This window comes from Brevundimonas staleyi (genome assembly GCF_041893865.1).
In the GTDB taxonomy this organism is placed as follows: Bacteria; Pseudomonadota; Alphaproteobacteria; order Caulobacterales; family Caulobacteraceae; genus Brevundimonas; species Brevundimonas staleyi.
On sequence record NZ_CP169082.1, the window covers coordinates 1,098,894 to 1,111,355 of the forward strand.

A 12,462-nucleotide genomic window follows, 5' to 3' on the forward strand; every position below is an offset into this window, starting at 1 on the left:
CGGTGTCAACCGAGGCGACCCCGGAACGGCGCCGGAGGCTTGTCAGTGTGACTACACGGCCTATTTGCATCAGTGCTGATTGCAGTTATGCCTTGGCCATCCTCAACCGGAGCTCCTCCCCATGCTGAACCGCCGCCTTCTCGCCCATGCCGCCGTCGCCGGCATCCTGACGCTGAGCCTCGTCGGCGGCGTCGTCACCGCCCAGACCGCCACGACCCGCGTGCCCGCCGAGGTCCAGGCCGGGACCTACAAGCTGGATCCCGGCCACGGGAAGATCACCTGGCAGGTCAACCACCTGGGCTTCTCGACCTACGTGGGTCAGTTCATCAACGTCTCGGCCGACCTGACGCTGGACCCGGCCAACCCCTCGGCCTCGACCCTGACGGCGACCGTGCCGCTGACCGACGTGGCCCCGAACGACGACGGCCTGAAGCGTCACCTGCAGACGCCGGATTTCTTCGACACCGCCCAGTTCCCGATCGCCACCTTCGTCGCCACCTCGATCGTGGTCGATGAGGACGACGCCACCGAGGCCGAGGTGACGGGGAACCTGACCCTGCACGGCGTGACCCGCCCGGTGACGCTGGAAGTCGAGTTCAACCAGGCCGGTCCGTCGATGGGCAATACCTACAAGGTCGGCTTCGACGGCAAGGCCACGATCCGTCGTTCGGAGTTCGGCATGAGCTACGGCCTGCCGGCCATCGGCGACGAGGTCGAGCTCCACATCGAAGGCGAGTTCGTCAAGCAATAGGCTTGAAAATGCCTACCGCTCACCGTCTGACGTGGGTTGGTCGGTGAGTTGAGAATAGAGGGCGCGGGCTTCTTCGGGAGGGCCGCGCCTTTCGCCCAGAGCCTCCACCCGCACGGCCGTGACCCGGCCGTTGATCGCGAAAGTCAGTTCGTCGCCGGGGTGGACGCTGCGGCTGGGCTTGTCGAGCCGGGTCTGTTTGCCGTGATGGGTCAGCCGCACGGCGCCCTTCTCGACCAGGTCGGCCGCCAGACCACGCGTCTTCACGAACCGCGCGCGCCACAGCCAGAGATCGACACGGCAGGAGCCGTCAGCCTGTTCCATCCGGCCCAAGGTGGGGCCTGACGCCGCCGCGCGCCAGCGGGACCGCTCAATAGGCGCGTTCGAAGGCCCAGGCCTCGTTCACCTCTCCGCTGCACGGCCAGCGGATCACCTTGATACCGCGTTCGCGACGCTGGCCCTCGATGTTGAGGCACTGGTCGAACAGGGTCTCGATCGCGAACGGCGACCGGGCGTTGAATCGGAAGGTCTGGTCCCCGCCGCCGCATTTGGCGAGCCGCATCTGTTGACCTTGCCATGAGGGAAGCTGGACGCAGTAGAGGCCGTCCGGTCCCTGGATGGTCAGACGCATCCAGCCGTTGTCGCCGGCCCGCTGGGCCCGGAAACGCTCGTTGGGGGCGTCGACGCAGTCCCAGGTGATCAGGACCGCGCCCTCATAGATGCGGCCCCCGGATACGTTCAGGCACAGGCCGTTCATCCGGCTGACGATCCGGTAGTCGCCGCCGTAGAAACGTCGGTCGCTGGAGCTGTATTCCTGGGCCGCGACGGCGGACGGCAGGATGGACGCGGCCAGGCAAAGGCCGATCAGAAGGGCGCGGATCATGGGAACCTCCTCGAAAGTCGAGCCAGCTTAACCATATCCGAAGAACGAGGATAGGCGAGCCGTCTAGGTCGCGGGTTCGACCTCGGGGGCGGCATAGGTCGCCGACAGTCGGCGATAGGGTCGCGAGTTGAAGGCGGCGAGGGTCAGCAACACCCCGGCAAGTCCTGCGACCGTGAAGACGAGCGCGATGCCCCGGTCAGGCCCCGTGCCGAACCATCCGCCGATGGCCCGGGCCCCGGCCCCGTCGGTCATGAAGGGGATGACGACGAACTGGGTCAGGGGGCCGATCAGGAAGGCGGTCAGGGGCGAGGCGGCCTGTTCCACCGACTGGGCGAATCCGAAGACGCGCCCCTGACGCTCGAACGGCACGACCTTCTGCAGCGTGGTCTGTTCCGCCGCCTCGGCCCAGGGGCCCAGGAACATCCACATGAAGCAGCCGGCGCCGAGCAACCAGATCGACGGCTGGATCGTGAAGAGACTGGCCGCCGCCCACATGATAAGGTTGACGATCATCAGGGTTCGCAGCGGGTTCGATCCCAGGCCGGTGCGGGCGATCACGATGCCCGCCAGGATGAAGGCGACCGACACCCCGCCCCACATCAGGCCCCAGGCCTGGACCGCCATCAGCGACAGGCCGTAGGCGTCCATCAGGGCCATGAAGACCCCGCCCAGGAAGTTGTTGAAGGTGGCGAACAGGATCAGGGCGAACAGGCCGGGCACCGCGCCGATGACCGCCAGAGTGCCCTTCAGGTCGATCTTGGCGGGTCTGGCCTCGCCGTCGGCTTCGTGCGCCGGCGTCGGCTCGTCCAGCCGGATCGCGGCCATGTGGAGCCCGACCAGAACCGTCGCGCCCGCCGCAGCGATCATCGTCCCTATCATGCCGGTCCAGGCCACCAGAAGGCCGCTGATCACCGAGGTGGTCAGGAAGCCGATGCCGGTGACCATGCCGACCAGACCGTTGGCCCGGTCGCGCCGATCCTCGGGGATCAGGGCGGTGACCAGGGTGGGCAGGGCGATGGAGCGGATGTTGCCGGCGATGACGCCCATCATGACCAGGCCGATCAGCACCCACAGCACCGGCCCGGACACGTCGCGGAAGGCCATGGGCGGTGTCAGGACCAGCAGGACCAGCGACGCCGCATAGAAGCCCAGCGAGGCGACGCTGGAGGCCAGCATGACCCGCGTCTTCCGGTGATGATCCACCAGACTGCCGAACCAGATGGCGAAGGCGGCGGTCAGGACCAGGAAGACCCCCGCGATCATCCCCGTGGCGAAGACCGACCGCGTCTCCAGGAAGACCCAGAAGGTCAGGGCGAACCAGACCGTATAGTTGGTGATGTTGGCCACGGCGTTGTTGGCCAGGATCCAGTGGAAGGCGCGGATCGGGGAGGGCGTGGTCATCGGCGGCACTTCTCGCCGTTCGCCGCCTGGGCGCAAGAGGCGATGCGGTCGCGGAGCAGGACGGTCAGGTCGCCGCCTTTTTCCGCCTCGGCCGTTTGCGGCGCGCGGGCTGGGGCGGGGCAGTCAGTTCGGCAAGCTTGGCGAAGGGGGAATCCGGGCGGACCACGACGGGACGGCCCTCGCGGTCGGGCATCTGGGCGCGGACGGTCTTGAGGGCGTTCCAGATGGCCTTGGCGTCGCCGGCGGTCCAGCCGAGGGATTTCAGGGCCTCGTCCGAGAGGTTTCCCTTGTTCTCGCGGCGGAGCTCGGAGGCGCGTTCCAGATCATCGACCGGCACGGCCCAGCGACCGGCGGCGCGCACGCCGAAGGCCGACAGGGACCGCGTCGAGGGCGCGGGGATGGGCAGGAGGGTCAGGCCGGACGGTTTGGCGCGGAAGGGCTCGGCGGCGGCGAAGGCCTGGGACAGGACACGGCCGCGCGGTTTCAGGGCGCCCGGCAGCCAGACCGAATGGGTCCCGACCCGGATGGCGAAGGTCTTGATCGTGCGACGCTCGACCTGGCTGAGGGCGGCGAGATCGCGTTCGACGTCGCGGCGGTCGATGACGCCCCCGGCCTCCAAGAGGCGGAAGGCGATGCCGCGCGGGAGGCCCTTGAGGGCGCCGCTCTCGACGGCCTGTTTGAGGCGGCGCAGATCGCGGAGCGCCCGCCCGGCCTCGGCGGCCAGCCAGGCCTCGATGCGGCGCTGGGCCCGGTCGCGGGCGGCCTGGGGGCCGAGGTCGCCGATCAGGCGGACGCGGGGGCTGAAGGGGTCGGTGTTGACGATCTTTGCGGCGAGGGCGCCGGACCACAGGATCTCGCCCTCGGGCGTAACCGAGAAAGCCTCGTCGGCGTCGGCGGCCAGCTTGCCGAGACGGCGGGCGATCTCGGGTCCGACGGCGCGGAGGGCGGCGGTCTTCAGCGTGCGGTCGGCGAGGGCCGATCCTCCGGCCGAAGGGGCGAAGCGGACGCCCTCCAGATGACCGACCTCCTCGCCGTCCACGGTGACGATCCCGTCCGGGGCGACCTCGGCCATCGTCGCCTCGCGGTCGTGCAGGGAGCGCATCAGGGCGGTGGTCTTGCGATCCACGAAGCGGGCGGTGAGGCGTTCGTGCAGGACGTCGGACAGACGGTCCTCCAGCGCACGGGTCCGGTCGCGCCAGCCTTTATTGCCCTCCAGCCAGTCCGGCCGGTTGGCGATGTAGGACAGGGTTCGGACACCGGCGAGCCGGGCCGAGAGCTGGTCGATCTGGCCGTCGTCGCGGTCGACCTCGGCGAAGCGGGGGGCGAACCAGTCGTCGGTCAGGCGGCCGCGTTTTCCGGTCAGGGCGTGGAAGACGTCGCGCGACAGGCGGACATGCTCCTCCAGCGTCGTCTTCTGGAAGTCGGGCAGTTGGCAGGCTTCCCACAGCCGCATGATGGTGCCGCGCGAACGGCCGATGCGCTTGATCTCGTCGTCCTGCATGGCCCGGCGCAGCAGGGTCTCGTCCAGGGCCTGACCCGTCAGTTTCAGGCCGGGATAGTCGGGCGTCTGGGTCAGGGACCGCAGCAGGTCGGGCAGGGTGTCGAAGTCGAGCCGGGCGTTCCGCCACTCGATGGCCTGGATGGGATCGAAGCGGTGTTCGACCACCTGCTGGACGAGGTCCTCGTCCAGTTCTTCGGCCTCGCCCGTGACCCCGAAGGTGCCGTCGCGGATGTGACGACCGGCGCGGCCGGCGATCTGGGCGATCTCGTGGGCGTGGAGCCAGCGGGTGCGACGGCCGTCGAACTTCCGCATCCCGGCGAAGGCGACATGGTCCACGTCCATGTTCAGCCCCATGCCGATGGCGTCGGTGGCGACCAGGAAGTCGACCTCGCCCGACTGGAACAGGGCGACCTGGGCGTTGCGGGTCCTGGGACTGAGCGAGCCCATGACGACGGCGGCTCCGCCGCGCTGACGCCGGATCAGTTCGGCGATGGCGTAGACCTGATCGGTCGAGAAGGCGACGACGGCGCTGCGGCGGGGCAGGCGGGTCAGCTTCTTGGAGCCGGCATAGGTCAGGTTGGACAGACGCTCGCGGGTGACGATCTCCAGATCGGGGATCAGCCGCCGCATCAGGGGCTCCATCGTCGCGGCGCCCAGGAACATGGTCTCGAACCGGCCGCGCGCGTGGAGAAGCCGCGAGGTGAAGACGTGGCCACGCTCAGGGTCTGCGGCCAGCTGGATCTCGTCGATGGCCAGAAACTCGACCTCGCGCTCCAGCGGCATGGCCTCGACCGTGCAGACCCAATAGTGGGGCCGGGTCGGGATGATCTTCTCTTCGCCCGTGATCAGGGCGACGGCAGCGGCGCCCCTCAGCTTCACGATCCGCTCGTAGATCTCGCGCGCCAGAAGACGCAGCGGCAGGCCGATCATGCCGGACGCATGGCCCAGCATCCGCTCGACCGCCAGGTGGGTCTTGCCGGTGTTGGTCGGCCCCAGGACCGCGACGACGCGGGACGGGGCGAGGCCGGTGGGGCGATCGCTCATGGTCTTGATAAGGTGGCGATTCGACGACGGTTCCTCAAGGCGGGAGCATTGTCTCTCTCCTGCAAGGGGAGAGGGTTACGTCAGCAGCATCTCGATCTGCCCCAGCCTTTCCTTGCCGAAGAACATCTCGTCGCCGACGAAGAAGGTGGGGGCTCCGAAGGCGCCGCGGTCCACGGCGGCGGCGGTGTTGTCGGCGAGCTTCGCCTTCACAGCGTCGGTCTGGGCCAGGGTCAGCAGCCGTTCGGCGTCCAGACCGGCCTCGGCCAGAACCGACGACAGGACGGCGGGATCGCTCATCAGAAGGCCCCGCTCCCAGAAGCCGGCCAGGACGGCGTCCAGGTAGCGGTCGAACTCGTCGCCGGGCGCGCAGGCGCAGAGCCCCCGCATGGCGAGCAGGCTGTTGACCGGGAAATGCGGGTTCATCTGGAAGTCGGTGATGCCGTGGGCGGCGACGAAGCGGCGGATCTCCAGCATCTCGTAGTCGATCTTGCCCTTGATCCCGGCGAAGGCCTGGAACGGCGCCTGGTTGCCCGTGGCCTTGAAGATGCCGCCCAGCAGGCAAGGGATGACGTTGACCGTCGCCCCCGTGCGCCCGACCAGCTCCGGCAGGGCGCGCTCGGCCAGATAGGCGTTCAGGCTGGCGAAATCGAAGATGAAGTCGATGGTCTTGGCGCTCATCACCAGGTTTCCTTCCATGGGCGTAGGTCCAGTTCGAACCTCCAGGCGCTGCGTTGCTGGTTGTGCAGCCAGACGTAATTCCTGGCGATCTCGTCGGGCTTCAGAATGGCGTCCTCATCCAGCAGGGTCTGGATGTCGGGCGCGATGGAGCGGGCGAAGGTCCCGTCGATCATCCCGTCCACCACGACATGGGCGACATGGAGGCCCTTGGGGCCGAGCTCGCGGGCCATGCTCTGGGCCAGCTGGCGCAGCGCCGCCTTGGCCCCGGCGAAGGCGGAAAAACCCGCCCCGCCGCGCGTCGAGGCCGTGGCGCCGGTGAACAGGATGGTCCCCTTGCCGCGCGGGGTCATGACGCGGGCGGCTTCGCGGCCGGTGAAGAAGCCGGCCAGGGCCGCCATCTCCCAGACCTTGGAATAGACCTGGGCCGTCGTCTCCGTGACCGGGAAGCGGACGTTCGCACCGATGTTGAAGACCACGACGGAGAGCGGACCGATCTCGGCCTCGATCCGGTCGACCAGGGCGATCGTCTCGTCCTCGTCGCGGGCGTCGACGCCGAAGGCGTGGGCCTCTCCGCCGTCCTCGCGGATCGAGGCGACGAGGCTTTCCAGCTTGTCGAGATGGCGCAGGCGGCGGGTGACGCAGACGGCCAGGCCCTCACGGGCAAAGGCGCGGGCGATGGCCGATCCGACCCCGTCTCCGGCGCCGACGATCAGACAGGATGGGGTGGACGCCATGACGATCTCCCGTTCGAGCCGAGACCGTTTCAGATCGAAACCCAGTCGTCAACGCGGCCGATGCGACGACGCTTAACGGTGGACGGGGAAGGGGCGGAACAGGCGCGAAACGAATCAGGACCGAATCAGTGACACGGCCCGATTCGGGATTTGTTCACCCCAAGATATTGTATCTTAAGACTGATTAACCACAAACCGGAAAGCTTGCGCGGCCTTCGTAAACGCCGCCCGTCTTTACGCGCACCGTCGCGACCCGCTAGGACCGGTCCCAGTGCGGTCCCGTAGCTCAGCCGGATAGAGCAAGGCTTTCCTAAAGCAGAGGTCGGGGGTTCGAGTCCCTCCGGGATCGCCACAGTCATCGGGAGTCGCATCATGATCGCATCATTCGCCTTGACCCTGCTGCTGAGCGCCGGCGTGGGCGCGCAGGACCAGACCCAGCCCGAGCCGACGTCCGGTTACGAGGCGGACGTGCGCTGCATGGCGGTGCTGAACATCGCCCAGGGCATGCTGCGATCGACCGACCCGCGCCGTGACGAGGTCGCGGCGGTGGTTCCGGCCATGACGGCGCGGATCGAAACCTATCTGAGCGGCGGGGCGCACGATGAAAGCCAGGTCGTCATGGACCTGCAGGCGGCGGTGAACGCCCACCGCCCGACCTATGATGCGGAACTGGCCGGCTGCGTCGCCCACGCCGCCGCGCTCGCTGACGACGCCGAGGCCGCGCCCGAGGCCTGAGGTCAGGCTACCGCCATTTCGAGCCTTCGCCGTGGCCGCCGATGCTCTCCCATTCGGGGGGCGCGGCCTTGTGGACGAACTGTTCGGACACCAGCCAGCCCTTGAACGGCCGCAGCACCAGGGTGCAGGCAAGCGCGATCAGGGGGAAGGTGAGGGCGAAATGGACCCAGATCGGCGGGTGGACGGTGAACTCGAAGGCCATGAAGGCCATCATGCCGACGATGCCGATGGCCGACATGGCGAAGAAGGCCGGGCCGTCCGCCGGGTCGGCGAAGGAATAGTCCAGGCCGCAGGCGGGGCAGTTCTCGCGGATGGTCAGGAAGCCCTTCAGCAACGGTCCCTGGCCGCAGCGCGGGCAACGGCAACGCAAACCCGTCGACAGGGTCGACAGGCGGGGATATTCGGCGTCTTCGGGGGTGGTCATGGGCGCTCCTGACGGGGCTCAAGTCGGCCTTTGAAAGCCCTGGCGCAAGGGGCCTTTCGGTCACACCCCATTAACCGCGTCTAAAGGGCGTTCGCGCGAGTGTGCGCGCGACTATGGCAGGCGCGCGCAACACCACCGCGATCGGAAGGACCTCTGTGGCGCTCGGCGTCGCCGGGACGATCGTGCTCGCCCCCGTGGCGGGATCCGTCGTGCCCGCCTTCGCCCAGGAAGTCGCCAACGCCGCCCTGGACCCCATCACCATCCGCGTCGGCGCCAATGACGGCTTCACGCGGGTGGAGTTCGCCGGCGTCGTCGGCTCGCGGGCGCGGGTGCGCAAGGACGGCCAGACGATCATCGTCCGCATCGGTTCGACCGCCGCCCCCGACGTCACCCGACTGAAGGTCGATCCGCCGCCGGGGGTGGAGAAGGTCGAGACCCGCGCCATCCTGGACGCCACCGAGGTCGTCATCACCCTGAAGGAGGGCGCGGACGCCCGCACGGGGTCGGCGGACGGGGCGGTCTGGCTGAACCTCTATCCGGCCGGAGAGGCGCCGGCCGCGCCCGCAGGGGCCGCCGTGCCCACGGGCGGCGCGGTGCCGGTGGTCGCGACCAAGGCCGACGACCGGGTCAGCCTGTCCTTCACCTGGGGCGCGCCGGTCGGGGCCGCGGTCTTCCGGCGCGGAGACGCCGTCTGGGTCGTGTTCGACACGGCCGCCCGCATGGACATGTCCAAGGCGCGCGATCTGGGCGTCGCGACCGACGCGCGCTGGGCCGTGGGGCCGGACTACACCGCCATCCGCATCGCCGCGCCCGAGGCCCTGCCGGTCTCGGCCACGGGCGAGGGGGCGACCTGGACCGTCACCATCGGCGGCCCGTCCTCGGCGACGCAGAGCGTGGAGGTCGACCGCGACGACAGCCACGACACCACCCTGATCGCCCGCATGGCCGGAGCGACCAAGACGGTCTGGCTGACCGATCCGATGGTGGGCGATCGCTTCGCCGCCGTCACGGCGCTGGCGCCCGGCAAGAGGTTCGCCGACGAGCGTCGGACCATCGACCTGACCCTGTTGCCGACGGCCCAGGGTCTGGCGGTAGAGACCCCGACCGACAACCTCCAGATCAAGGCCGAGGGCGATCTGGTCACCCTGTCGCGGCCGGGCGGCCTGACCTTGTCGCCGCCGTCCATGGCGCTGGAGGCGGCCGCCCCGCCCGAAGCCCATGCGCCGAAGAAGGCCGAGTTCCCCGCCCTGATCCTGAGCGACTGGTCAGATGTAGGCGACGAGGGGTTCAACGCCCGCTATCGCCGGCTGCAGGACGCCGCCGCGCTGGAGTCCATCGCCGCGTCCGATAATCCGCGCGCGCCGATCGAGGATCGTCTGGCCCTGGTGAGGTTCCTGGTCGGATCGGGTCTGGGGTTCGAGGCCGTGGGCGTGGTCAACGCCATGTTCGCCCAGACGCCGTCCCTGCAGGGCGAGCCGGAGCTGCGCGGCCTGCGCGGCGCCGCGCGGGCCTCCATCGGCCGCCTGGAAGAGGCGGAGCTCGACTTCTCGTCCGGCGCCCTGGCCGGCGATCCCTCGACCAAGGTCTGGCAGGGCTGGCTGGCGGCCGAGCAGGGCGACTGGGCCGGCGCGCGTCAGGCCTTCAGCGGCGGGGCCGCCGCCATCGACGACTTCCCGCCGGTCTGGCGCGCCCGCTTCGGGGCGGCTCACGCCATGGCGGCGCTGGAAACCGGCGACCTGAACGCGGCCAAGGCGCTTCTGGCCTACAGCTTCTCGCAGAACGCCCCGGCGGCGGACCAGCTGACCGCGCGTCTGGTGCAGGCGCGGGTGTTCGAGCAGGAGGGCGCGACCGACCGGGCCCTGGCGGTCTACAAGGCCATCGGCCGGGCGCCGCTGGACGGGATCGCCACCCCGGCCAAGCTGGGCGTCATCCGCATCGAACTGGCCAAGGGCACGATGACGGCGACCGACGCCGCCGCCCAGCTGGAGACGCTGAAGTGGCGCTGGCGTGGGGACGCGACCGAGCTGGCGGTCATCCGGACGCTGGGCGGCCTCTATCTGTCGCAGGGGCGGTATCGCGAGGCGCTGGATACGCTGCGGGGCGCGGGCAAGCGTCTGGGCGACCTGCCGGGCGCTGCCGAGCTGCAGACCGATCTGTCGAACGCCTTCCGCGCCCTGTTCCTGGACGGGGCGGCCGACGGATTGCAGCCGGTGCAGGCCCTGGCCCTGTTCTACGATTTCCGCGACCTGACGCCGGTGGGCGCGGACGGGGACGAGATGGTGCGGCGTCTGGCCCGTCGTCTGGTCGACGTCGACCTGCTGGATCAGGCCGCCGAGCTTCTGAAGTACCAGGTCGACAACCGGCTGGAGGGCGTGGCCAAGGCCCAGGTGGCGACGACGTTGGCCACCATCCTCCTGATGGACCGCCAGCCGGAGCCGGCGCTTCAGGCCCTGTGGTCGTCGCGCACGACGCTCCTGCCGACCGCGCTCAACTCCCAGCGCCGGGCGCTGGAGGCGCGGGCCCTGATGGATCTGGGCCGCTACGACCACGCCCTGGAGGTTCTGGATACCGACCGGAGCCCGGAAGCGCAGCAGGTGCGCGCCGACATCTTCTGGAAGCAGGAGAACTGGGCCGGCGCGGCGGCCCTGTACGAAGCGCGGCTGGGCGAACGCTACAAGGACACGGCCACGGCCCTGACGCCGGACGAGGAGAGCCGGGTCATCCGGGCGGGCGTCGGTTATTCGCTGGCCCGCGACGCCGGGGCCCTGGGGCGTCTGTCGCGGAACTATGAGCCGTTCAAGGCCCGGGCCAAGTCCGGCGCCGCCATGCGGATCGCCCTGGACAGTCTGAACGGGATGGATGGGGCGGCGGACGCCCAGAGCTTCGCGGGCCTGACGGCCAGCGCCGACACCTTCGCCGGCTGGGTCAATCAGATGAAGACCCAGCTCAGACAGGAAACGGGCGGGAATCGCGCTGCCGCGACGCCCGCCCGCCCGAGTGCTCCTGCCGCCGCGGCTCCCGCGGGCGGCTAAAGCCTTACAGTCTTACTTGTTCACCGCGTCCTTGAGCGGCTTCGACACGCGGAAGCGCACGGCCTTCGAGGCGGCGATCTTGATGGTTGCGCCCGTGGCCGGGTTGCGGCCTTCGCGAGCGGCGCGGGCGGCGGTGTCGAAAACACCCAGGTTGGAGATGCGGACATCGCCGCCGCCGATCAGCGACGAGTGGATGTTCTTGACGATGGCTTCCAGCACGCGGCCGGCGTCGGCCTGCGAGACACCGGCGTCCTTGGCGACGGCGGCGATCAGTTCAGCTTGAGTAGTCATATGGGTCGTTTCCCGAAAAGCTCGCCCCGATTCCCGGGGCGACGACCGGGGGATCAACACGCCTTTTGAGCGACTTGGCAAGCGCCAATGGGTCGCAAAGCCTTTCAGGGTGGGGATTCAACCCGTTCCGGAGGCCTGTCTGAAGCTCTCCACGAGGCTTCCGGCGACCAGTCTCCAGCCGTCCACGAGGACGAAGAAGATCAGCTTGAACGGCAGGGAAATCACCACCGGCGGCAGCATCATCATACCCATGGACATGAGCACCGAGGAGACCACCAGATCGATCACAAGAAACGGAACGAAAAGGAGAAATCCGATTTCGAAGGCCTTCTTCAGCTCCGAGATCATGAAGCTGGGAACAATGACGCGAAGGGGCAGGTCGGCCGCCGCCGTGGGGGCCTCCAGACGGCTCAACCGGGTGAACAGGGCGAGGTCTCCCTGGTCCACATTGGCCAGCATGAAAGTCTTCACAGGTTCCGACGCCAGATCGAAGGCCTGAGGCAGCTCCATCTGCTGATCCATCAGGGGGCGGATGCCCGAATCATAGGCGTCCTGCCACGTCGGGGCCATGACGATGGCGCTCAGGAACAGGGCCAGGGATACCAGAACCGCGTTCGGCGGAGACTGCTGCATGCCCAGCGCCGTCCGCAGGAGGCTGAGCACCACCACGATCCGCACGAAACTGGTGGTCATGATGACGATGGAGGGCGCCAGCGACAGGACGGTCATCAGACCGACCAGCTGGACGACCCGCTCGGTCAGGCCCGCGCCGGTGCCGAGATCGACATTGATCGCCGCGCCCGCGCCGCCGGCGGCCGCCGCATCCTGGGCGAAGGCGACGAGGGGCCAGGCGAGGCAGAGCAGGGTGGCCAGACCCGACAGCTTCAGCGCGCGGAAGAACTCTTCGCGGGTGGGGAGGGCGAAGATGCGTTCTTTCCCTCCCCCACGGGGGAGGGTGGTCGCGGAGCGACCGGGTGGGGGCGGCAATGCG

Annotated in this window: 12 protein-coding genes and 1 tRNA gene; 4 read left to right on the plus strand and 9 right to left on the minus strand. The window is 69.0% G+C overall.

Features of this window, described 5'->3' with window-relative positions:
* Window positions 1-121: 121 nt before the first annotated feature.
* Window positions 122-751 carry a YceI family protein gene (locus tag ACETK8_RS05545; protein ID WP_374038519.1) on the plus strand — a complete coding sequence of 210 codons (630 nt, stop codon included), beginning with the start codon at window positions 122-124 and terminating at the stop codon, window positions 749-751.
* A 12-nt stretch (window positions 752-763) separates the two neighbouring features.
* Here ACETK8_RS05545 and ACETK8_RS05550 read toward each other — a convergent pair whose 3' ends face one another.
* The 6 genes from ACETK8_RS05550 to ACETK8_RS05575 form a co-directional block, all read right to left on the minus strand.
* Complete coding sequence (locus ACETK8_RS05550; protein WP_374038520.1) at window positions 764-1,072, minus strand: RNA-binding S4 domain-containing protein; 309 nt, start codon at window positions 1,070-1,072, stop codon at window positions 764-766.
* Window positions 1,073-1,118: 46 nt separating this feature from the next.
* Window positions 1,119-1,631, minus strand: a complete 513-nt coding sequence (locus ACETK8_RS05555) for an RICIN domain-containing protein (protein WP_374038521.1) — start codon at window positions 1,629-1,631, stop codon at window positions 1,119-1,121.
* Between the two features lie 63 nt (window positions 1,632-1,694).
* Window positions 1,695-3,032 (minus strand): MFS transporter, encoded by a 1,338-nt coding sequence (locus ACETK8_RS05560; RefSeq protein ID WP_374038522.1) that lies wholly within the window; start codon window positions 3,030-3,032, stop codon window positions 1,695-1,697.
* Window positions 3,033-3,096: 64 nt separating this feature from the next.
* Complete coding sequence (locus ACETK8_RS05565) at window positions 3,097-5,577, minus strand: helicase-related protein (RefSeq protein WP_374038523.1); 2,481 nt, start codon at window positions 5,575-5,577, stop codon at window positions 3,097-3,099.
* A gap of 75 nt (window positions 5,578-5,652) precedes the next feature.
* Complete coding sequence (locus tag ACETK8_RS05570) at window positions 5,653-6,255, minus strand: 2-hydroxychromene-2-carboxylate isomerase (RefSeq protein ID WP_374038524.1); 603 nt, start codon at window positions 6,253-6,255, stop codon at window positions 5,653-5,655.
* The gene (locus ACETK8_RS05575) at window positions 6,255-6,989 is read right to left on the minus strand and encodes an SDR family NAD(P)-dependent oxidoreductase (protein ID WP_374038525.1); all 735 of its coding nucleotides are present in this window, start codon (window positions 6,987-6,989) and stop codon (window positions 6,255-6,257) included. Before ACETK8_RS05575 ends, ACETK8_RS05570 begins: the two co-directional genes overlap by 1 nt.
* 275 nt (window positions 6,990-7,264) lie before the next feature.
* On the opposite strand from ACETK8_RS05575, the gene ACETK8_RS05580 reads away from it, so the two are divergent.
* Window positions 7,265-7,341 (plus strand) — tRNA-Arg (locus ACETK8_RS05580).
* A gap of 20 nt (window positions 7,342-7,361) precedes the next feature.
* Window positions 7,362-7,724 (plus strand): hypothetical protein, encoded by a 363-nt coding sequence (locus tag ACETK8_RS05585; protein ID WP_374038526.1) that lies wholly within the window; start codon window positions 7,362-7,364, stop codon window positions 7,722-7,724.
* 7 nt (window positions 7,725-7,731) lie between these two features.
* Here the strand turns inward: ACETK8_RS05585 and ACETK8_RS05590 are convergent, their stop codons facing one another.
* A complete protein-coding gene (locus ACETK8_RS05590) occupies window positions 7,732-8,148 on the minus strand; it encodes a DUF983 domain-containing protein (protein WP_374038527.1) in 417 nt (138 codons plus the stop codon).
* 155 nt (window positions 8,149-8,303) lie between these two features.
* Here ACETK8_RS05590 and ACETK8_RS05595 point away from each other — a divergent pair, with 155 nt between their 5' ends.
* Window positions 8,304-11,180: a hypothetical protein gene (locus ACETK8_RS05595; RefSeq protein WP_374038528.1), complete on the plus strand. Its 2,877-nt coding sequence runs from the start codon at window positions 8,304-8,306 to the stop codon at window positions 11,178-11,180.
* Between the two features lie 12 nt (window positions 11,181-11,192).
* Here ACETK8_RS05595 and ACETK8_RS05600 read toward each other — a convergent pair whose 3' ends face one another.
* Both ACETK8_RS05600 and fliP read right to left on the minus strand, forming a co-directional pair.
* Window positions 11,193-11,471, minus strand: coding sequence for an HU family DNA-binding protein (locus ACETK8_RS05600; protein ID WP_209322515.1), 279 nt, complete (start codon window positions 11,469-11,471; stop codon window positions 11,193-11,195).
* Between the two features lie 117 nt (window positions 11,472-11,588).
* On the minus strand, window positions 11,589-12,398 hold the full coding sequence (fliP, locus tag ACETK8_RS05605) for a flagellar type III secretion system pore protein FliP (protein WP_374039353.1): 810 nt from the start codon (window positions 12,396-12,398) through the stop codon (window positions 11,589-11,591).
* Window positions 12,399-12,462 lie beyond the last annotated feature (64 nt).

What these genes read in the sequence shown, in the direction of transcription:
- ACETK8_RS05575 (WP_374038525.1), bottom strand. Translation starts at nt 6,989, where the DNA reads ATGGCGTCCACCCCATCCTGTCTGATCGTCGGCGCCGGAGACGGGGTC.
- ACETK8_RS05560 (WP_374038522.1), bottom strand. Translation starts at nt 3,032, where the DNA reads ATGACCACGCCCTCCCCGATCCGCGCCTTCCACTGGATCCTGGCCAAC.
- ACETK8_RS05590 (WP_374038527.1), bottom strand. Translation starts at nt 8,148, where the DNA reads ATGACCACCCCCGAAGACGCCGAATATCCCCGCCTGTCGACCCTGTCG.
- ACETK8_RS05600 (WP_209322515.1), bottom strand. Translation starts at nt 11,471, where the DNA reads ATGACTACTCAAGCTGAACTGATCGCCGCCGTCGCCAAGGACGCCGGT.
- ACETK8_RS05585 (WP_374038526.1), top strand. Translation starts at nt 7,362, where the DNA reads ATGATCGCATCATTCGCCTTGACCCTGCTGCTGAGCGCCGGCGTGGGC.
- ACETK8_RS05550 (WP_374038520.1), bottom strand. Translation starts at nt 1,072, where the DNA reads ATGGAACAGGCTGACGGCTCCTGCCGTGTCGATCTCTGGCTGTGGCGC.
- ACETK8_RS05570 (WP_374038524.1), bottom strand. Translation starts at nt 6,255, where the DNA reads ATGAGCGCCAAGACCATCGACTTCATCTTCGATTTCGCCAGCCTGAAC.
- ACETK8_RS05565 (WP_374038523.1), bottom strand. Translation starts at nt 5,577, where the DNA reads ATGAGCGATCGCCCCACCGGCCTCGCCCCGTCCCGCGTCGTCGCGGTC.
- ACETK8_RS05545 (WP_374038519.1), top strand. Translation starts at nt 122, where the DNA reads ATGCTGAACCGCCGCCTTCTCGCCCATGCCGCCGTCGCCGGCATCCTG.
- ACETK8_RS05555 (WP_374038521.1), bottom strand. Translation starts at nt 1,631, where the DNA reads ATGATCCGCGCCCTTCTGATCGGCCTTTGCCTGGCCGCGTCCATCCTG.